This is a genomic window from Microbacterium suwonense, from assembly GCF_030296555.1.
Taxonomy (GTDB): Bacteria; Actinomycetota; Actinomycetes; order Actinomycetales; family Microbacteriaceae; genus Microbacterium; species Microbacterium suwonense.
Genome location: NZ_AP027728.1, coordinates 67,746 through 88,791 on the forward strand (window position 1 = coordinate 67,746; position 21,046 = coordinate 88,791).

The following is a 21,046-nucleotide window of genomic DNA, read 5'->3' on the forward strand; positions in this document are numbered from 1 at the left end:
ACATGACAGTGCAGCTGGGGTCTCGGTTGCGTGACACCCGAGGGCGGATGCTGCGCGACCTGCGCATCTCGGTCACCGACCGGTGCAACTTCCGGTGCGTGTACTGCATGCCCAAGGAGATCTTCGGCCGCGACTACGACTTCATGCCGCACGCCATGCTGCTCAGCTTCGAGGAGATCGTGCGCGTGGCACGTGCGGGGATCGCGCACGGCGTGCACAAGCTGCGCCTGACCGGTGGCGAGCCGCTGCTGCGCAGGGAGATCGAGACGCTGGTGGCCATGCTCGCCGAGCTGCGCACCCCGGAGGGGCAGCCGTTGGACATCGCGCTGACGACGAACGGCTCGGCCCTCGCGCACAAGGCGCGGGCGCTGCGGGATGCCGGGCTGAACCGCGTCACCGTGTCGCTGGACTCCTCGACGAGGCCACCTTCCGCGCGATGAACGACATCGACTTCCCCTGCAGCGGGTGCTCGACGGCATCCGCGTCGCCCAGGACGTCGGGTTCGACGCCATCAAGATCAACACCGTCGTCAAGCGCGGAGTGAACGATGACGACGTGCTCGCCATCGCCGAGCACTTCCGCGGCACGCCGGTGACCGTGCGCTTCATCGAGTTCATGGACGTCGGAACCACCAACGGCTGGAACCTCGACCAGGTGGTGCCCTCCGCCGAGATCATCGAGCGCATCTCGGCCGTGCATCCGCTGGAGCCGCTGCGTCCCGCGTACCGCGGTGAGACCGCGAACCGCTGGCGATACGTTGACGGCGCGGGCGAAGTCGGTGCGATCTCCAGCGTGACCGAGCCGTTCTGCGGTTCGTGCACGCGGGCACGCATCTCGGCCGACGGCAAGCTGTTCACCTGCCTGTTCGCCTCGCGCGGGCACGATCTGCGCGCGCTGCTGCGCGACGGATGCACGGATGCCGAGCTCGAAGCCGCCCTGGCAGGCATCTGGAACGCGCGCGACGACCGCTACTCGGAGCTGCGCACCGCCGACACGCCCACCGAGCGCATCGAGATGTCGTACATCGGCGGCTGATCGACCCGAGAGGCAATACTCCGGCCGACGGCCGCTCCGACCGGGGTTCGCCGGGGCTAGGCTGACAGCGTGGCTCGCAGCATCTACATCACCTCGGCCGAAGGCCACAGCGGTAAGTCGACGATCGCACTCGGCGTGCTGGACGCGCTGATGCGCGTCTCGCCGAAGGTGGGGGTGTTCCGGCCCATCGTCCGCTCCGCCCAGGAGCGCGACATCGTGCTGGATCTGCTGCTCGCGCACGACGGCGTGCCCCTGGACTACGACGCCTGCGTCGGCGTCACCTACGACGACGTGCGCGACGACCCCGACCGGGCGCTGGGCACCATCGTGTCGCGCTTCAAGGCCGTCGAGGCGCAGTGCGATGCGGTCGTCGTGGTGGGCAGCGACTACACCGATGTGGCCAGCCCCGCCGAGCTCGGCTACAACGCCCGCATCGCCGCGAACCTCGGCGTGCCCGTGCTGCTGGTGCTCTCGGGACGGGACCAGCAGAACCACGCCGAGCAGCTCGGCACCACCACCGCCCGCACCCCCGGCCAGATCGACCAGATCGCCGCGCTGGCGCTGAGCGAACTGCGCGCCGAGCGGTCGGAGCTGTTCGCGACGATCGTGAACCGCGCCGACCCCGATGCCCTCGACGCCATCATCGACGGGCTCGACGACGGACGCACCCCGGTGTGGGCGATCCCCGAGGAGCGCTCGCTGGTCGCGCCGTCCATGCGCGGCATCCGCGCCGCCCTCGACGGGAGGCTCGTGCGCGGTGCCGAGGAGCTGCTCGAGCGCGAGGCGTACAGTGTGGTGATCGCCGGCATGTCCATGGCCAACGTGCTTCCGCGCCTGGTCGAGGGCGCTGTCGTCGTGATCGCCGCCGACCGCACCGAGACGCTGCTGGCGACGCTTCTTGCCGCGGCATCCGGAACCTTCCCCGATATCGCCGGCATCGTGCTCAACGGCCCGTTCGAGCTGCCCGAGACCATCCTGCAGCTCATCGACGGACTCGAGCTGGCCGTGCCGATCATCGCCACCGACCTGGGCACCTACGACACGGCCGTGCGCATCATGCACACCCGCGGGCGGGTGACCGCCGAGTCCGGTCAGCGCCACCAGACCGCGCTCGCCCTGTTCCAGACCCACGTCGACATCACCGAGCTGACGATCGAGATGGGGCTCGCGCAGTCGTCGGTGGTCACGCCGCTGATGTTCGAGTACGGCCTGATCGAACGCGCGCGCAGCCAGCGTCAGCACATCGTGCTGCCCGAGGGGAGGACGACCGCATCCTGCGCGCGGCAGCCATCCTGCTCGCCCGCGGCGTCGCCGACCTCACCCTGCTCGGAGACGAGACCGAGGTGCGCGCCCGCGCCACGGCCCTGGGCCTGGAGATCGGTGAGGCGCAGGTGCTCAGCCCCACCGACCCGCAGCTGGTCGAACGCTTCGCCGCCGAGTACGCGCGGCTGCGCGCCCACAAGGGCATCACGCTGCAGCAGGCGGCGGATGCCGTGACCGATGTGTCGTACTTCGGCACCATGATGGTGCATCTGGGGCTGGCCGACGGCATGGTCTCCGGTGCCACGCACACCACGGCGCACACCATCCGTCCCTCGTTCGAGATCATCAAGACCCGGCCGGGCGTGAACGTGGTCTCCAGCGTATTCCTGATGGCGCTCCGCGACCGCGTGCTCGTCTACGGCGACTGTGCGGTGATCCCCGATCCCACCAGCATCCAGCTCGCCGACATCGCCATCTCCTCGGCAGCGACGGCCCGCCAGTTCGGCATCGAGCCGCGGGTCGCGATGCTCTCCTACTCCACGGGGAGTCCGGCTCGGGCGCGGATGTCGACAAGGTGCGCGAGGCGACGGCCCTGGTGCGCGAGCGCGAGCCCGCGCTGCTGGTGGAGGGCCCCATCCAGTACGACGCGGCGGCGGATGCCGCGGTGGCGGCGGCCAAGCTGCCCGGCTCGCAGGTCGCTGGGCGCGCCACCGTGTTCGTGTTCCCCGACCTGAACACCGGCAACAACACCTACAAGGCCGTGCAGCGCTCCGCCGGCGCCGTCGCCATCGGCCCGGTGCTGCAGGGGCTGAACAAGCCGATCAACGACCTCTCCCGCGGCGCGCTGGTCGACGACATCGTCAACACCGTCGCGATCACCGCGATCCAGGCGCAGGGGGCGCACGAGTGACGCCTGCCACGCCCGTCTGTTTGTGCGAAACGCGGGTCGAAGGGCCCTGATCGCATGCATTTGGCACAAATAGAAGGGCTTTCGAGATGAGCGTCGTCCTCGTCATCAACAGCGGATCGTCTTCGCTGAAGTACAGCCTGCTCGACGTGGAGCGCGAGGTGGAGCTGGGCAGCGGGCTCATCGAGCGGATCGGCCAGGACTCGGGCATCGTCGGCCACACGGTGCGCACCCTCACCAAGCCGGGAGAGCCGGCGCCGACCGTGCTGCAGCTGCAGCACTCCGACGAGCGCCCGATCGCCGACCACGACGAGGCCTTCTCGGTCATGCTGGCGCAGTTCGCCGTGTACGGCCCGAGCCTCGAAGAGCACCCGCCGGTCGCCATCGGCCACCGCGTCGTGCACGGCGGCGCCCGGTTCTTCGCACCGACCGTGATCACCGCATCCGTCGAAGACGACATCGAAGACCTCATCGTGCTGGCGCCGCTGCACAACCCGGCCAACCTCGCCGGCATCCGCGCCGCCCGCGCGGCCTTCAGCGAGGTGCCGCATGTCGCCGTCTTCGACACGGCGTTTCACCAGACCCTGGAGCCCGCCGCGTACAGCTATGCGATCGATGCCGAGCTGGCACGCGAGCACCGCATCCGCCGCTACGGATTCCACGGCACCAGCCACAAGTACGTCTCCGAACAGGCCGCGGCCTTCCTCGGGCGCGACCTCGGCGAGCTGCGGCAGATCGTGCTGCACCTGGGTAACGGCGCCTCGATGACGGCCGTCCGCGGCGGCAGCTCCGTGGAGACCTCGATGGGCTTCACGCCGCTGGAGGGGCTCGTGATGGGCACCCGCTCGGGCGACATCGACCCGGCGGTGCTGTTCCAGCTCGCCCGCACCGCCGACCTCAGCACCGAGCAGCTCGACACGCTGCTCAACAAGCGCAGCGGACTGCTCGGGATGGCCGGGCGCAGCGACATGCGCGACATCCTCGCCGGACGGGCCGCGGGGGAGGATGCCGCGACACTGGCCTACGACGTCTACATCCACCGGCTGCGCGCCTACCTCGGCGCGTACATCGCGCAGCTGGGCGGGGTGGACGTGATCTCGTTCACCGCCGGCGTCGGCGAGAACGCCGCCGAAGTGCGCGCCGACTCCCTGGCCACGCTCGGGTTCATGGGGGTGCGGGTGGATGCCGAGCGCAACGCCGCGCGCGGCCACGGCATCCGTCGCATCTCCGCCGACGGTGCGGCCGTGGAGGTGCTCGTGGTCCCGACCGATGAAGAGCTGGAGATCGCGCGTCAGACGCTCGGCGCGATCTGATCGGCGGATGCCGTCGATTCCCCTCGGAACGACCGCTCATCTTCATTAGGCTGAATTCAGGCTGAATTCTGCCCGCTCTTCCCTGGAGGTCCTGTGACCGATCCGCTTCCCGACCTGCATCGCGCCGCCGGCGTGCTGTTCGACCTCGACGGCGTGCTCACACCCACCGCCGAGGTGCACATGCGCGCCTGGCAGAAGGTCTTCGACGAGGTGCTCGCGCACTGGGGCGTGACAGAGCCGTACACCGACGCCGACTACTTCGCCCACGTCGACGGCAAGAAGCGCTACGACGGCGTGGCCGGCCTGCTGCGCAGCCGCAACATCGAGATCCCCTGGGGAGAGGTCTCCGACCCGCCCGAGAGCCAGACGATCTGCGGGATCGGCAACCGTAAGAACGCCGTGTTCGCCGCCACCCTGCGCAGCGAGGGCATCACCGCCTATCCGGGTTCGCTGGCGCTGCTGCACAGCCTGCGTGAGGCGTCCGTGCCGCTGGGGGTGGTGTCGAGCTCCAAGAACGCCGAGGAGGTGCTGGCCGGCGCCGGCATCCGCGATTTCTTCCGCGTGGTCGTCGACGGCGTCGTCGCCGAACGGGAGCACCTTGTCTCCAAACCCGCGCCCGACATGTTCGCCGAAGGCGCACGGATGCTGGGAATCGAGCCCTCCGAGGCAGTGGCCGTGGAGGACGCCGTGGCAGGTGTCGGCTCCGCGGCATCCGCCGGCTACGCCACCGTCGTCGGCGTCGACCGCGGTGCCGGCCCCGACGCGCTGCGGGAGGCCGGCGCAACCTGTATCGTCGATGATCTTGCGCAGCTGCTGCCCGGCGGCGCGCACTGAAACAGGCCCCTTCTCATTCCCTCGGGAGAACGCATGCGCCGTACTGAGCGACGACAGGAGACGAAGTGATCGATCGCGAACGCTACCCCGTCGACCCGTGGCGGCTGGTCGAGACCCGCTACGACGAGGAGGGGGTCTCGGAGACCTTCTTCTCGGTGGGCAACGGCTACCTCGGGCTGCGCGGCAACCACATCGAGGGGCGCGGAGCGCACGAGCACGGCACGTTCATCAACGGGCTGCACGAGACCTGGCCGATCCGCCACGCCGAGCAGGCGTACGGCTTCGCCGAGGTGGGGCAGACGATCGTCAATGCTCCGGATGCCAAGGTCATGCGCGTCTACATCGATGACGAGCCGCTGTCGTTCGACGAGACCGAGATCCACGAGTACTCGCGGGTGCTCGACCTGCGCACCGGAGTGCTGGAGCGCACGGTGGTGTGGGTGACCCCGTCGGGCAAGAAGGTGCGCATGCACGATGAGCGCATCGTCAGCTTCGACGAGCGTCATCTGGCGGTGCTGCGGCTCGAGCTGGTCGTCGAGAACGCCGACGCGCCGGTGACCATCAGCTGCCAGCTGCTGAACCGACAGGACGGGGCGGGCATCTACGCCGGCGACCCGATGGCCACCGCCTCCGAGAACAAGACCGGATTCGACCCCCGCAAGGCGGAGCGGATCACCGAGCGCGTGCTGCAGCCGGTGGAGTACTGGCAGGACGGGCTGCGCTCGGCGCTGTCGTACCGGGTGACGGATTCCGGCATGACCGTGGCGGTCGTGGCGGATCACATCGTCGAGACCGAGAACGACTACAGCTCCCGCACCCTCATCGAGCCCGACATCGCCAAGAACGTGTTCCGCGTGCAGGCGAAGGCGGGGGTGCCGATCAGGATCAGCAAGATCGTCAGCTACCACAGCTCGCGGGGCGTGCCGCCGCGTGAGCTGGTGGATCGCTGTCGCCGTTCACTCGACCGTGTGGGCGTGGAGGGTGTGGATGCGCTGTTCCGCGCGCAGGCCGAGTGGCTGCGCGCGTTCTGGGAGCGCTCCGACGTGCGCATCGCCGGGCACGACGATCTGCAGCAGGCCACGCGCTGGTGCCTGTTCCAGCTGGCGCAGGCCGCCTCGCGAGCCGATGGCACGGGCGTGCCCGCGAAGGGCCTGACCGGCTCGGGGTACAGCGGGCACTACTTCTGGGACACCGAGATCTACGTGCTGCCGTTCTTGACCTACACCTCGCCGCAGTGGGCGAAGAACGCTCTGCGCGCACGGGTGCTGATGCTGCCGGCGGCACGCCGTCGTGCCGCGCAGTTGAACGAGGCCGGTGCGCTGTTCCCGTGGCGCACGATCAACGGCGAAGAGGCTTCTGCGTACTACGCAGCGGGCACAGCGCAGTATCACATCAACGCCGACATCAGCTTTGCGCTGGGCAAGTACGTGCGTGCCACCGGGGACGTGGAGTTCCTGCGGCGCGAGGGCGCCGACATCGCCGTGGAGACGGCGCGGCTGTGGGCCACGCTGGGCTTCTGGCGCGGGACCAACGGCACGAGCAGCTTCCACATCCACGGGGTGACCGGCCCCGACGAGTACACCACGGTCGTCAACGACAACCTGTTCACGAACGTGATGGCGCGCTACAACCTGCGCTTCGCCGCGCGGATCGTGGGGGAGATGGCCGAGCAGGATCCGGCTGCGTACCGCGCCCTGGTGGAGCGCACCGGGCTGGATGCCGGTGAGCGGGATGCCTGGGAGCGGGCCGCCGAGGCGATCCACATCCCCTACAGCGACTCGCTCGGCATCCATCCGCAGGATTCGTTCTTCCTGGAGCGCGAGGTGTGGGATCTCGAGGGCACTCCCGCCGACAAGCGTCCGCTGCTGCTGCACTACCACCCGCTGGTGATCTACCGGTTCCAGGTGCTCAAGCAGGCCGACGTGGTGCTGGCGCTGTTCCTGCAGGGCAACCACTTCACCGCCGAGGAGAAGCTCGACGACTTCGACTACTACGATCCGCTGACCACGGGGGATTCGACCCTCTCGGCGGTCGTGCAGTCGATCATGGCGGCCGAGGTGGGGTATCAGGACCTCGCCCGCGAGTACTTCGAGCAGGCGCTGTTCGTCGACCTCGGCGATCTGCATCACAATGCCGCGGACGGCGTGCACGTGGCATCCGCCGGCGGCGTGTGGACGACGCTGGTATGCGGCTTCGGCGGCATGCGCGACCACGACGGGCTGCTGAGCTTCGACCCGCGCCTGCCGGTGGACTGGCCGGAGCTGTCGTACCCGCTGCAGTGGCACGGCACCGATCTGCGGATCAGCGTCACCTCCGATCTGCTGCGCGTCGAGGCGCGCTCGGGCGACCCGGTGGACTTCAGTGTGCGCGGGGTCGAGTACCGGGTGGCGGTGGGGGAGCCCGCCGTCGTGGCACTGGCGGATCAGGGTCCGCGCCGGCCCGGCCGGCCGACGCTGCGTCAGTTCGAGGACGCCCGTCGTGACGACGGCACGCTGATGTCGCCGACAGTGCCCGTGACGACGACGTCGATCCCGATCCTGGGCGTGTTCGAGGACTGACCCCGCCGTCGCCTCCTCCCTTCTCTTCACTGCCGAGACCCCTCCTGATCGTCGAGACCCCTCCTGAATCGCGCGGTCGGTGAGGGGTCTCGGCGGTGGTGAGGGGTCTCGGCGTGGAGAGGATCGCGGGGTGGGGGAGCAGGACGGAACCGATGTCGGTCGCACGCCGTAGGCTGGACGGGTGACGACAGCCCTCTACCGCCGCTACCGGCCCGAGACCTTCGCGGAGATGATCGGCCAGTCCCAGGTGACGGATCCGCTCATGACCGCGCTGCGCGGTGACCGCGTCGGCCACGCCTACCTGTTCTCCGGCCCGCGCGGGTGCGGCAAGACCACCTCGGCGCGCATTCTCGCGCGCTGCCTGAACTGCGCAGAGGGCCCCACCGACACTCCGTGCGGGGTGTGCCCGAGCTGCGTGGAGCTGTCCCGTGACGGCGGCGGATCGCTGGATGTCGTCGAGATCGACGCGGCCAGCCACAACGGCGTCGACGATGCCCGTGATCTGCGCGAGCGCGCCACGTTCGCGCCCAGCCGCGACCGGTACAAGATCTTCATCCTCGATGAGGCGCACATGGTCACGCCGCAGGGCTTCAACGCCCTGCTCAAGCTGGTCGAGGAGCCGCCGGCGCATGTGAAGTTCGTCTTCGCCACCACCGAGCCCGAGAAGGTGCTCGGCACCATCCGCTCGCGCACGCACCACTATCCGTTCCGCCTGGTGCCGCCCGCGGCCATGATCGAGTACGTCGAGAAGCTGTGCACCGAAGAGGGTGTGCAGGTCGAGCAGGGCGTGCTGGGGCTGGTCGTGCGCGCCGGTGGCGGCTCGCCCCGCGACACCCTCTCGCTGCTGGATCAGCTGATCGCGGGCTCGGAGGAAGGCAGCGTCACCTACGAGCGCGCCGTCGCACTGCTCGGCTACACGCATGCCGCGCTGCTGGACGAAATCGTCGAGGCGCTCGCCGCCGGAGATGCGGCGACGGCCTTCCCCGCAGTGGATCGGGTGGTGCAGTCCGGCCAGGATCCGCGCCGTTTCGTCGACGACCTGCTCGAGCGGCTGCGCGATTTGATCGTCATCGCCGCGGTCGGCGACGGCGCCTCGGCCGTGCTGCGCGGACTCCCCGCCGATGAGATGGAACGGATGCTGGCGCAAGCGGCGAGCTTCGGATCCACACGCCTCTCCCGCACGGCCGACCTGGTCAGCAGGGCGCTCGACGACATGACCGGCGCCACGTCGCCGCGGCTTCACCTGGAGCTGATGGTCGCCCGCGTGCTGGCGGGAGCGCCGACGGATGCCGAGCACAGCGGCGGTCCGGCGGCTGCGCCGCGCAGTGCTGGTGCTGGTGCTGGTTCCGCGCCGGCTTCCCGGCCCGCTGCTGATGCTTCTGCACCCGCGGCTTCTGTGGCGCCCGTCGCTTCTGCTCCTGCACCTGCTGCGCCCGTCGCTGAACCATCCGCTCCGGCGGCTGCTCCGACACCCGCTCAGGCTGCTGCTCCCGCTCCCGCTCCGGCTGCCGGGCCCGCTTCGGCTGCCGCGCCCGCTCCGGCTGCCGCGAGCGATTCGGCTTCTACCGCGGCGGCCGGTGACGGTGCCCGGCCCGCCGCTGCCGAGGAGCCGCCTGCTCAGGCGCCCGAGCCCGCGGCGACCGCACCGGCGCCCGCCGGACCGGTCACGTTCGATCGCATCGCTGCGGCATGGCCTGCGGTGCTCACCCGGCTGGAGCCGGTCAGTCGAGCCTCCTGGCTGGTGGCGACCGGCACCCAGCCGCTCGCATATGACGTCGACGACGCCGTGCTCACGCTGGGATTCGCCAGCCCCGCCGATGTGAAGAAGTTCAAGGGCACCACACCCGGGCAGGGGCCGTCTGACCATCTGCGGGCGGCGATCGAGCAGGAGCTCGGAGTGACGGTGAAGTACCGCCCGGCGCCCCTGCCGCCTTCCGGCGGAGGCTCTGCGCGGCCCACCGGGCCCGGCCCTTCCGCACCGTCCGGCGGATCGGCCCCGAGCGGGTCGCAGTCCGGTGGATCGACGCCCGCCCGTCCGAGCCCGAATCGACCGTCGACGGACCCCGCCGATGACGCACCGGCCGCAGGCTGGGCGAACCCGATGAGCGGACCGGAGCAGCTGAACGCCGGTCGCACGCCGCCGACATCCGCATCCGTCCCAGCACCGGCATCCGCATCTGCCCCTGTTGCGCGTGCCTCGACAGCAGCCGTCACCGAGTGGGCGGTCGCTCCCATTCCGTCGTCGCCCTCCGAGCCCGCATCCGGTGCCGGCGCGATGTCGGCCACTGTGCAGCAGCAGTTCCCGGTCGACGAGGAGCCCGCCGAGGTCGAGGCCTCGGCATCCGCTCCGCAGCCGCCGGTGGATGGCATGGTCGACGCGTCGCCGGCCAGTGACAGCCTGCCGGATGACGAGCATCCGCCGTTCGATGACGAGCCGCCCTACGACCCGGAGTACGACGAGCCGCGCGGGAGCGCCGGCCCGTCGGGTGCTGCTCCTGTCGCGAACAGCTCCTCGAACGTCGATCCCGCCGTCGCACGACCCTCCGCATCCGCCGCTGCATCCGCCGCACCGCAGCGCACCGCACCGGTCGTCTCCGTGCGCACCGCCGCACCCGCGGGAGTGGAGCGCCGCGGCGAGGCCGTGATCCGCCAGGTGCTCGGCGCGAAGTTCCTGCGCGAAGAGCCCTTCGAGCCCCCGACGAGGTTCAACTGATGTACGACGGCATCGTCCAAGAGCTGATCGACGAGTTCGGCCGGCTTCCCGGCATCGGCCCGAAGTCCGCGCAGCGCATCACCTTCCACATCCTGCAGACTCCGTCGTTCGACGTCGCCCGCCTCGCCGAGCTGCTCACCGACGTGCGCGCCCGCGTGAAGTTCTGCGAGATCTGCGGCAACGTGTCGGAGCAGGACCGCTGCACCATCTGCCGCGACCCGCGCCGCAATCCCGAGCTGATCTGCGTCGTGGAGGACGCCAAGGACGTCTCCGCCATCGAGCGCACCCGCGAGTTCCGCGGCCTGTACCACGTGCTCGGCGGCTCCATCAGCCCCATCGCCGGCGTCGGGCCCGACGACCTGCGCATCGCACAGTTGATGTCCCGCCTCGCCGACGGCACCGTGCAGGAGGTCATCCTCGCCACCAACCCCAACCTGGAGGGCGAGGCGACCGCCAGCTACCTCAGCCGGCTGCTGACCAGCATGGACATCGCGGTCTCGCGCCTGGCATCCGGACTGCCGGTCGGCGGCGACCTGGAGTACGCCGACGAGGTGACGCTGGGGCGGGCCTTCGAGGGCCGTCGCCGCCTGTGAACGCTCAGCAGGCAGGATTCACGAAGAAGGGCTGGATCCTGTTCGCCGTCATGGCGTTCGTCTGGGGCATCACCTACCTGTTCATCAAAGAGGCCGTCGCCACCTTCGGCCCGCCCGCGGTCGTCTCCGGACGCACGCTGCTGGGCGGGCTGGTGCTGCTGCCGTTCGCGCTCCGCTCGGGTGCGCTGAATGCCGCGTGGAAGCACTGGCCGTGGGTGCTTGCGTTCGGCCTGGTCGAGATGGGCGGACCGTTCCTACTGCTCAGTCACGCCGAGACCCAGCTGCCGTCGGGGCTCACCGGGCTTCTGGTGGCGACCGTCCCGCTGTTCGCAGTGATCATCGCCCTGCTGCGCGGCGATCGCTCGGCCCTCGCCCCCGTGCGACTGGGCGGTCTGCTCGTCGGCTTCGCCGGTGTGACGATCGTGGTCGCAGGTCCCGGGCTGTTCCCGCATGAGCCGGGCAGCGTGATCGCGATCGGGGAGATCCTGCTCACCGCCGTGATGTACGCGATCGCGCCGTTCATCATCGCCCACAAACTGGCCGATGTGCCCTCGATCGGCACGATCACCCTCGCCCTGTTCGCTATCGGGCTGGGCTACCTGCCGGCCGCACTGCTCACACCGCACGAGCCGCCGACGCTGCGTTCGGCGGGATCGCTCGTGCTGCTCGGCGTGGTCTGCACCGCCCTCGCCTTCGTCGCCTTCTTCGCGCTGATCCGCGAGGTGGGGCCGGTGCGCGCACCACTGTTCACCTACATCAACCCGATCGTCGCGATCGTGCTGGGCACCGTGCTGGTCGACGAGCCGCTCACCCCCGGCCTGCTGATCGGCTTCCCGGTCATCCTGATCGGATGCTGGTTCGCCGCCACCGGCGGCCGGCTCAAGCCCCGCGCGCTTCAGCTCTGAGCATCCGCCCCATCGCGCTCCCGGCCCGCTCTCGCTTCCGCGCTCCCCGGCCTGCTTTTCTCACATGCGCTGCAACTTTCGGCATCCGCGCCATCGATCGGTGCAGCGGATGCAGGAAAGTGGCGCGGATGTCGACGCCGCGCGGGCGACCTGCAGCCCGCATCCGGTCACATGCACCAGACGGCATGAGCGCGATCCGTACAATGTTCCTGGGCGGCACCGCCCACCGTCCCCGGGAGTGAACGTGGCCCTGATCGTGCAGAAGTACGGCGGATCGTCCGTCGCCGACGCTGAGAGCATCAAGCGCGTCGCCAAGCGCATCGTCGACACCCGTCGTGCCGGGCACGATGTCGTGGTCGCTGTGAGCGCGATGGGCGACACCACCGACGAGCTGCTGGATCTCGCGCACGAGGTCGCGCCGCTGCCGGCACCGCGTGAGCTGGACATGCTGCTCTCCAGCGGCGAGCGCATCTCGATGGCCCTGCTGGCGATGACCATCCACTCGATGGGCTTCGAGGCGCGCTCGTTCACCGGCAGCCAGGCCGGCATGATCACCGACTCGCACCACGGCAAGGCGCGCATCGTCGACGTCACCCCCGTGCGGCTGCGCGAAGCGCTCGACGAGGGCGCGATCGTGATCGTCGCCGGCTTCCAGGGGTTCAACCGTGACACCCGCGACATCACCACGCTCGGCCGTGGCGGCTCCGACACCACCGCGGTCGCACTGGCCGCCGCGCTGAACGCCGATGTGTGCGAGATCTACAGCGACGTCGACGGCATCTACACGGCCGACCCGCGGGTCATCCCGCTGGCGCGCAAGCTCGACCACGTCTCCAGCGAGGAGATGCTCGAGCTCGCCGCCAACGGCGCCAAGGTGCTCTACATCCGAGCCGTCGAGTACGCCCGCCGCCAGGGTGTGCTCATCCACGCGCGATCGACGTTCTCGTCGGCCGAGGGCACCTACGTTCTGGGCGAGGGCATGAAGAACCCTCGCGAATCCGAGGAGAAGCCATGGAAGAACCCATCGTCGCGGGCGTCGCCACCGACCTCAGCCAGGCGAAGATCACCGTCGTCGGCGTGCCGGACGTGCCGGGCAAGGCTGCCGAGATCTTCAAGATCGTCTCGAAGTCCGGCGCCAACGTCGACATGATCGTGCAGAACGTGTCGGCCGCCTCGACCGGCCGCACCGACATCTCCTTCACCCTGTCCAAGGCTGACGCGCCGGTGACGATCAAGGCACTCGCCGCCGAGAAGTCGGAGGTCGGGTTCGAGAATCTGCTGCACGACGACCAGATCGGCAAGCTGTCGGTCGTGGGTGCCGGCATGCGCACGCACTCCGGGGTCTCTGAGATCCTCTTCGACGCGCTCAGCAAGGGCGGCATCAACATCGAGATGATCTCCACCTCCGAGATCCGCATCTCGGTGGTGCTGCGCGGATCCGATCTGGCCGAGGCCGCCCGAACCGTGCACAGCGCCTACGGCCTGGACAGCGAGATCGAAGCCGTCGTCCACGCCGGCACCGGGCGCTGATCCACAGCATCCGTCCGCCGCGTCGACATCCGTGGGCCGGGAGCAGGAAAGCATCAGGCCAAGGCTGGATAGGATCGACGGATGACCGGGACGGATGCCGCGCAGATCCGACAGGTGGAGCCCGCCGACCGGGCGGCCTGGATGGCACTGTTCCGCGGGTATCGCGACTTCTACGAGCTGCCCCACGACGAAGCGGTCGTCGAGACCGTCTGGGGCTGGCTGATGGATCCCGCGCACGAGCTGAACGGACTGGTCGCCGTTCGCGACGACGCCCCGATCGGCATCGCGCACTGGCGCCGCTTTGCCCGCCCTTCGCGGGGCGCGACGGGAATCTTCCTCGACGATCTGTTCGTCGCGCCGCGCGTCCGCGGCGGGGGAACAGGCCGCGCCCTTCTGGCGCATCTGCATCGCGTCGCACAGGAAGAGGGGCTGATCGAGGTGCGCTGGATCACCTCGTACTCCAACGCCGATGCGCAACGCCTGTACGACCAGGTTGCGATCCGCGCGCCGTTCCACACCTACGTCGACCTGGTCTGATCCGCATCCGTCCCGATGGTCACGGCGGATCCGCGCTCCATCCCGACCGGGTAGACTCGCCGCAACCCTGACATCGGCGCCGGGCGCAGCATCCGCATCCCGGGGCTGAGTCCGGCGCACCGCTTTCACGCCAAGGACCTGCTCATGACCCGTATCTCCGACTCAGGATTCTCGATCGCCATCGTCGGCGCGACCGGACAGGTCGGCACCGTGATGCGCGAGATCCTCGCCGAGCGCTCGTTCCCGATCCGTGAGCTGCGGCTGTTCGCCTCCGCACGCTCCGCGGGCAGGAGCATCGACTTCGCCGGCACCCCGGTCGTCGTCGAGGACGTGGAGACCGCGGATGCCGCCGGCATCGAGATCGCCCTGTTCTCCGCCGGTGCCACCGCCAGCCGCGCCTACGCCGAGAAGTTCGCCGCAGCCGGCGCCGTGGTGGTCGACAACTCCAGCGCGTGGCGGATGGATCCCGAGGTTCCGCTGGTGGTCAGCGAGGTCAACCCGGATGCCATGGACGAGCGACCCAAGGGCATCATCGCCAACCCGAACTGCACCACGATGGCTGCGATGCCCGTGCTCAAGGCGCTGCACGCCGAGGCGGGCCTGGAGCGGCTGATCGTCAGCACCTACCAGGCCGTGTCCGGCTCCGGTCTGTCCGGCGCCCAGGAGCTGCTCGGCCAGGTGGAGGGCGTGCTCGCGCAGGGCGACACGCTGCGCCTCGTGCACGACGGCTCGGCGGTCGACTTCCCTGCGCCGAACAACTACGTCGCTCCCATCGCGTTCGACGTCATCCCGTTCGCCGGCAACCTCGTCGACGACGGCGACAACGAGACCGACGAAGAGAAGAAGCTCCGCAACGAGAGCCGCAAGATCCTCGGCCTGCCTGACCTGCGCGTCGCCGGCACATGCGTGCGCGTGCCGGTGTTCACCGGTCACTCGCTGTCGATCCATGCCGAGTTCGCGAACGACATCACGCCCGAGAGGGCGTACGAGGTGCTGGCATCCGCTCCCGGCGTCGCCGTCGAGGAGGTGCCCACGCCACTGCAGGCGGCGGGCAAGGACCCGAGCTTCGTCGGCCGGATCCGTGTCGACCAGTCCGCTCCGGAGGGCAAGGGGCTGGTGCTGTTCATCAGCAACGACAACCTGCGCAAGGGCGCGGCGCTGAACGCCGTGCAGATCGCTGAGGAGCTCACGCGGCGCCTCACACCCGCATCCGTCTGACGCTACAGCCCGTCTGCTTGTGCCGAATGCGGGTCCGTGGCGTCGGCAAGCCCGCATATGACACAAATAGAGGGGCTCTGCGGGGCGGGGAGCGGGGCGGAGAAGGCGACGGATGCCGACGGCTAGACTTGTCGGGTGACTGAAACCGTCGATGTCGTTCTGATCGGTGGGGGCATCATGTCCGCCACTCTGGGTACCCTGCTGCACGAGTTGCAGCCGGACTGGAAGATCGTCGCCTATGAGCGACTGAGCGATGTCGCACAGGAGAGCTCCAACCCCTGGAACAACGCCGGCACCGGACACTCGGCGCTGTGCGAGCTGAACTACATGCCGCAGGCCGCGGACGGCTCGATGGACCCCGCCAAGGCGGTCTCGATCAATGAGCAGTTCCAGCAGAGTCGTCAGTTCTGGTCGACTCTCATCGACCGCGGTGTGCTCGACGCACCCTCGACGTTCATCAACTCCACCCCGCACATGACCTTCGTGCGCGGCGAGAAGGACGTCGCCTTCCTCAAGGCCCGCTACGAGGTGCTCAAGAAGGAGCCGCTGTTCGAGAGCATCGAGTACAGCGAGGACTCCCGCGTCATCAACCAGTGGGCGCCGCTGCTGATGCAGAAGCGCCGCAAGGGCGAGCCGTTCGCGGCGACCCGGGTGACGGCCGGGACGGATGTCGACTTCGGTGCCCTCACCCATCAGCTCTTTGCGCACCTCGCGGATTCCGGTGTGCAGGTGCACACCGACCACGAGGTGCGCTCGCTCAAGCGCCAGAAGGACGGCACCTGGCGGGTCAAGTACCGCCAGACCATCGGCCGCACGCCGGGCGAGGTCAACGCCCGCTTCGTGTTCGTCGGCGCCGGCGGGTGGGCGCTCAAGCTGCTGCAGCGCAGCGGCATCCCCGAGATCAAGGGCTACGGAGTCTTCCCGATCGGCGGCCAGTTCCTCAAGACCAGCAACCCCGCCGTCGTTGCCCAGCACAAGGCGAAGGTGTACTCCCAGGCATCCGTCGGCGCCCCGCCGATGTCGGTGCCGCACCTCGACGCGCGCGTCGTCGACGGCGAGCACTCGCTGCTGTTCGGGCCGTTCGCGACCTTCAGCCCGAAGTTCCTGAAGAACGGCTCGATGCTCGACATCGTCACCCAGGTGCGCACGCACAACCTGTGGCCCATGCTGCGGGTCGCCTTCGCGAACCCCGACCTGATCACCTATCTACTGGGCGAGCTGGTCAAGACCCACGCCAAGAAGGTCGACAGCCTGCGCACCTTCATGCCCACCGCGAAGGACGAGGACTGGACGCTGATCCAGGCCGGCCAGCGCGCGCAGGTGATGAAGAAGGATCCGAAGAAGGGCGGCATCCTGCAGTTCGGCACCGAGGTCATCGCCTCGGAGGACGGCTCGATCTCCGGTCTCCTCGGCGCCTCCCCGGGGGCCTCGACCGCGGTGCCGATCATGCTGGGACTGCTCCAGCGCTGCTTCCCCGAGCAGTACACGGGCTGGGAGCCGACGCTGCGCGAGCTGATCCCGACACTGGGGGAGACCCTCAACGACAAGCCCGAGGCCGCCGTCGAGACGATGCAGGAGACTGCATCCGTTCTCGCCCTCTCGGCCTGACGGGGCCACCGTGGCGAAGCTGTACTTCCGCTACGGCGCGATGAACTCCGGCAAGTCGACGGCGCTGCTGCAGGCTGCATACAACTACGAGGAGCGCGGGCAGCGGGTGCTGCTGGCCAAGCCCGAGATCGACACCAAGGGCGCTTCGCAGGTGGAGAGCCGGCTCGGCATGACCCGGGAGGTCGACTTTCTGATCGGCCCGCAGGACGACGCCCGCGCCCTGTTCGCCAGGCACCGCGAGCGGGTGCGCAGCGAGGGCGACGAGGAGCTGCTGCCCACCGAGCCGGTCGACGTGGCCTGCCTGCTGATCGACGAGGCGCAGTTCCTCACGTCCGCGCAGATCGACGACCTGTTCCGCATCGCGGTGATCGACGGCATCCCGGTGATGGCCTACGGCATCCGCAACGACTTCCGCACCCACGCCTTCCCCGGATCGGCGCGGCTGCTGGCGATCGCGCACACGCTGGAGGAGCTGAAGACCATCTGCCGGTGCGGGCGCAAGGCCGTGTTCAACGGGCGCCTGGTCGACGGGCGCTTCGTCTTCGACGGCGACCAGGTGGCGATCGACGGCGCCGCGGTGACGTACGAGTCGCTGTGTGGCAACTGCTACCTGGAGGAGTCCGGCGGCGTTCTCGCATAGCTCGCCTTGCGTGGTCTGACCACACAGCGTACGCTGTGGTCAGACCACAGGAGGACGGATGCCGGAGATCACCGCTACGCAGCGTGCCTGGCGCACCGTGCTCGCCCGCATCGAGAGCGACTTGCTCGACGGCGTGCTCGGGCCGGGCGACCGGCTGCCCTCCGAGCGCGACCTCGCCGCAGACCTCGGGGTGGGCCGCTCCAGCGTACGCGAGGCGCTGCGCGTGCTCGAGGTGATGGGACTGATCCGCACCGCGACGGGCTCGGGGCCGCAGGCCGGCGCGATCGTCGTCGCCGCACCCTCCGGCGGCATGTCCACCCTGCTGCGGCTGCAGGTGGCCGCACAGGGCTTCCTGCTGACGGATGTCGTGCAGACCCGGCTGGTGCTCGAGGACTCGGTCGCCGCCCGGCTGTCCGCCGACCCGCAGCGCGATCTGACCGGCATCCGCGGCGTCCTCACCGCGATGGACGCCGACGACCTCACCGCCCCCGAGTTCCTTGCCCTCGACGCCGAGCTGCACTACGCGCTGGCCGAGGCCTCCGGCAACACCGTGATCGCCGCGATGATGGCGGGCCTGCGCACCTCGATCGAGTCCTACGTGCTAGAGGGATCGGCGCGCATCGACGACTGGGATGCCATGGCATCCCGCCTGCGCGCCGAGCACCACGCGATCGTCGACGCGATCGATGAAGGCAGGACAGATGCCGCACGCGCGCTCGTCCACGACCACATCACCGGCTACTACACCGCCGCCGGGCTCGTCCCCGGCGAGCACTGAGAGAAACCTGGAGAGGAACACCATGGTCCAGCGTCAGCTGCCCAACCCCGCCGAGCTGCTCGAGCTGATGAAGTTCAAGAAGCCCGAACTCGACGGCCGCAAGCGCCGTCTCGACGCGGCGCTCACGATCTACGATCTGCGCACGATCGCCAAGCGCCGCACGCCCAAGGCCGCCTTCGACTACACCGACGGCGCCGCCGAGGGCGAGCTGTCGCTGGCCCGGGCCCGGCAGGCCTTCGAGGATGTGGAGTTCCACCCCGGCATCCTCACCCCCGCACCGACCGTCGACACCAGCGTCGAGATCCTCGGCGGGCCGAGTGCGCTGCCGTTCGGCATCGCGCCCACCGGCTTCACCCGGCTGATGCAGACCGAGGGCGAGACGGCGGGAGCCGGAGCGGCTGCCGAGGCCGGCATCCCGTTCACCCTCTCGACCCTCGGCACCACCTCGATCGAGGGGGTGAAGGCCGCGAACCCGCACGGGCGCAACTGGTTCCAGCTGTATGTCATGCGTGACCGCGAGATCTCCTACGAGCTCACCCGCCGCGCCGCCGCAGCCGGCTTCGACACGCTGCACTTCACCGTCGACACACCGGTGGCCGGTGCCCGTCTGCGCGACAAGCGCAACGGCTTCTCGATCCCGCCGCAGCTCACCCTCGGCACGATCATCAATGCGATCCCGCGGCCGTGGTGGTGGTTCGACTTCCTCACCACCCCCAAGCTCGAATTCGCCTCGCTCTCGAGCACAGGCGGCACCGTCGGCGAGCTGCTGGATGCTGCCATGGATCCCACCATCAGCTACGACGACCTGGCCGTGATCCGCGACCTGTGGCCCGGCAAGATCGTCATCAAGGGCGTGCAGAACGTCGAGGACTCGGTGCGCCTGAAGGATGCCGGCGTCGACGGCATCGTGCTCTCCAACCACGGTGGTCGTCAGCTCGATCGGGCGCCGATCCCGTTCCACCTGCTGCCGCACGTGCGCAAGGCGGTCGGCGATGACTTCACCGTCATGATCGACACCGGCATCATGAACGGCGCCGACATCGTGGCATCCGTCGCCCTCGGCGCCGACTTCACCCTCATCGGCCGCGCATACCTGTACGGGCTGATGGCAGGCGGACGGCAGGGCGTCGACCGCACCATCGCGATTCTGCGCACCGAGATCGAACGCACCATGCGACTGCTCGGCGTCGCCTCGCTCGCCGAGCTGGAGCCGGGGCACGTCACGCAGCTGCAGCGCCTGATGCCGGTGGCGACGGATGCCGCGGAGTCGGTCGTCCGCTGACGCTGCGCGCTCGTCGGGTCAGAGCGCCGGGTAGGGTGCCGGGACAGGGCGCTGGGTCAGAGCGCCGGGTCGGGCTCCGGCAGGGTCAGCAGCAGCGCGTCGAGCTTGCCGGCGGTGTCCTCCCAGCCGTCCACGGCGATCGAGGGCACGCCTATCGCGAACACAGGGTAGTCGTTGCCGCCCTCGTCCAGGCGGTCGCCGTAGAACAGCATGTCGGTCAACGCGATGCCGGCGTGCTCCGCAAGCTGCTGCATGCCGTAGGCCTTGTCGATGCCCGCACGGGTGATGTCGATGCTCGTGGACCCGCCGGAGCGGACCTCCAGGCCGGGCAGCCGTGCAGCCACCGCGTCGCGCAGCAGAGCGCGCTTCGCGCCGGTGGGGTCCCAGGCCCTCTTCGCATCGCCGGGGGCGCGCTGGCCGAGCGCCGAGAAGGTGATCTGCGAACCACGGTCCTCGAGGATGTCTCCCCAGGGGTCGCTCTCCCACAGCCCGAGGCGCTCGGCCTCTTCGCGCAACGCGGTGAGGGCGGCGGTCTTCTCGTCGTCGGAGAGATCGTGCGCGTAGACGGCCGTGAACTCGGTGCCGTCGTGCCGCAGGTAGCGGGTGCCGCAGGTGGGCAGCAGGTGCAGACGGGACAGATCGGATGCCGGAGTGCCGGCCAGCCGCGCGATGACCTGGGTGCGGAACTGCTCCTCGTTGCCGCCGGAGATGATGGCGACGTCGACACGGCGCAGCAGGGCGCGCAGCAGCTCGGCGATGCGGTCGTCGATCTGACTCTTGGAGGGCGCGAGGGTGTCGTCGAGGTCGAAGGCGACCAGGCGGGGTGCAGGCATAGTGGTTCCAGGGTATCGGAGGTGGGTGGGGGAGGGGTCCTCGCCGCGGAGCGGCGTCGCGGGGAGAAGAGGGTCCTCGCCGCTGAGCGGCATCGGGGTGGGAGCTCGCCGCTTCGCGGCGTCGCGGCGTGGCTGGGGCAGCTCACCGCTTCGCGGCGCGCTGCTCTCTTGGCTTGGGGCGGGGTGCGTCCCCACCGCGCCCTCCACGCGCCGCTCGTCGCGGAGGCACGTCACGTCGAGCGGGAGGGCGGCGCGCGGAGCCTCCTGCGCGGCGGGGCCCCTCTGGCGTCCCGGACGGAAAAGCCGAAGGTCCCCGCCCTCCGGGCGGGGGACCTTCGGCTTTGAGTCGGGGTGACAGGATTTGAACCTGCGGCCTCTTCGTCCCGAACGAAGCGCGCTACCAAGCTGCGCCACACCCCGTATTTGCAACCGTTCAAGTCTACATGGCGGATGCAGGTCTGCCGAATCGTGACGGCCGCACGCAGCGGACGGAGAACAG

The 21,046-nt window shown here is 69.5% G+C and carries 15 protein-coding genes, 1 tRNA gene and 2 pseudogenes; 16 read left to right on the forward strand and 2 right to left on the reverse strand.

Annotated elements, in window-relative coordinates:
* Positions 1-2 precede the first annotated feature (2 nt).
* The 16 genes and pseudogenes from QUE33_RS00380 to QUE33_RS00455 all read left to right on the forward strand — a co-directional run bounded on the left by QUE33_RS00380 (position 3) and on the right by QUE33_RS00455 (position 19,714).
* Positions 3-440, forward strand: coding sequence for a radical SAM protein (locus QUE33_RS00380; RefSeq protein WP_286301265.1), 438 nt, complete (start codon positions 3-5; stop codon positions 438-440).
* 25 nt (positions 441-465) lie between these two features.
* On the forward strand, positions 466-1,035 hold the full coding sequence (locus QUE33_RS00385) for a GTP 3',8-cyclase MoaA (RefSeq protein ID WP_286301266.1): 570 nt from the start codon (positions 466-468) through the stop codon (positions 1,033-1,035).
* Between the two features lie 69 nt (positions 1,036-1,104).
* Positions 1,105-3,208: pseudogene (pta, locus tag QUE33_RS00390) on the forward strand (phosphate acetyltransferase).
* Positions 3,209-3,294: 86 nt separating this feature from the next.
* Positions 3,295-4,518: an acetate/propionate family kinase gene (locus QUE33_RS00395; protein ID WP_286301267.1), complete on the forward strand. Its 1,224-nt coding sequence runs from the start codon at positions 3,295-3,297 to the stop codon at positions 4,516-4,518.
* 93 nt (positions 4,519-4,611) lie between these two features.
* Complete coding sequence (locus tag QUE33_RS00400) at positions 4,612-5,352, forward strand: HAD family hydrolase (protein ID WP_286301268.1); 741 nt, start codon at positions 4,612-4,614, stop codon at positions 5,350-5,352.
* 65 nt (positions 5,353-5,417) lie between these two features.
* Entirely contained in the window at positions 5,418-7,910 is a 2,493-nt protein-coding gene (locus QUE33_RS00405; RefSeq protein ID WP_286301269.1) for a glycoside hydrolase family 65 protein, read from the forward strand.
* Positions 7,911-8,091: 181 nt separating this feature from the next.
* Positions 8,092-10,623, forward strand: coding sequence for a DNA polymerase III subunit gamma and tau (locus tag QUE33_RS00410; RefSeq protein ID WP_286301270.1), 2,532 nt, complete (start codon positions 8,092-8,094; stop codon positions 10,621-10,623).
* The gene (gene recR / locus QUE33_RS00415; protein ID WP_286301271.1) at positions 10,623-11,216 is read left to right on the forward strand and encodes a recombination mediator RecR; all 594 of its coding nucleotides are present in this window, start codon (positions 10,623-10,625) and stop codon (positions 11,214-11,216) included. The genes QUE33_RS00410 and recR overlap by 1 nt, the downstream gene beginning before the upstream one ends.
* Positions 11,213-12,121, forward strand: a complete 909-nt coding sequence (locus QUE33_RS00420) for a DMT family transporter (protein ID WP_286301272.1) — start codon at positions 11,213-11,215, stop codon at positions 12,119-12,121. Before recR ends, QUE33_RS00420 begins: the two co-directional genes overlap by 4 nt.
* A 244-nt stretch (positions 12,122-12,365) precedes the next feature.
* Positions 12,366-13,651, forward strand: a pseudogene (locus QUE33_RS00425) (aspartate kinase).
* 81 nt (positions 13,652-13,732) lie between these two features.
* Positions 13,733-14,188 (forward strand): GNAT family N-acetyltransferase, encoded by a 456-nt coding sequence (locus QUE33_RS00430; protein WP_286301273.1) that lies wholly within the window; start codon positions 13,733-13,735, stop codon positions 14,186-14,188.
* A 144-nt stretch (positions 14,189-14,332) separates the two neighbouring features.
* The gene (locus QUE33_RS00435; RefSeq protein ID WP_286301274.1) at positions 14,333-15,406 is read left to right on the forward strand and encodes an aspartate-semialdehyde dehydrogenase; all 1,074 of its coding nucleotides are present in this window, start codon (positions 14,333-14,335) and stop codon (positions 15,404-15,406) included.
* Between the two features lie 177 nt (positions 15,407-15,583).
* Positions 15,584-17,014, forward strand: coding sequence for a malate dehydrogenase (quinone) (mqo, locus tag QUE33_RS00440; RefSeq protein ID WP_286302962.1), 1,431 nt, complete (start codon positions 15,584-15,586; stop codon positions 17,012-17,014).
* 10 nt (positions 17,015-17,024) lie between these two features.
* Complete coding sequence (locus tag QUE33_RS00445) at positions 17,025-17,654, forward strand: thymidine kinase (RefSeq protein ID WP_286301275.1); 630 nt, start codon at positions 17,025-17,027, stop codon at positions 17,652-17,654.
* Between the two features lie 58 nt (positions 17,655-17,712).
* Entirely contained in the window at positions 17,713-18,432 is a 720-nt protein-coding gene (locus QUE33_RS00450) for a FadR/GntR family transcriptional regulator (protein ID WP_286301276.1), read from the forward strand.
* A 22-nt stretch (positions 18,433-18,454) separates the two neighbouring features.
* Positions 18,455-19,714 (forward strand): alpha-hydroxy acid oxidase, encoded by a 1,260-nt coding sequence (locus tag QUE33_RS00455; RefSeq protein WP_286301277.1) that lies wholly within the window; start codon positions 18,455-18,457, stop codon positions 19,712-19,714.
* A gap of 56 nt (positions 19,715-19,770) precedes the next feature.
* Here the strand turns inward: QUE33_RS00455 and QUE33_RS00460 are convergent, their stop codons facing one another.
* A complete protein-coding gene (locus QUE33_RS00460) occupies positions 19,771-20,547 on the reverse strand; it encodes an HAD-IIB family hydrolase (protein WP_286301278.1) in 777 nt (258 codons plus the stop codon).
* A 346-nt stretch (positions 20,548-20,893) separates the two neighbouring features.
* A tRNA-Pro gene (locus QUE33_RS00465) sits at positions 20,894-20,967 on the reverse strand.
* Between the last annotated feature and the right edge of the window lie 79 nt (positions 20,968-21,046).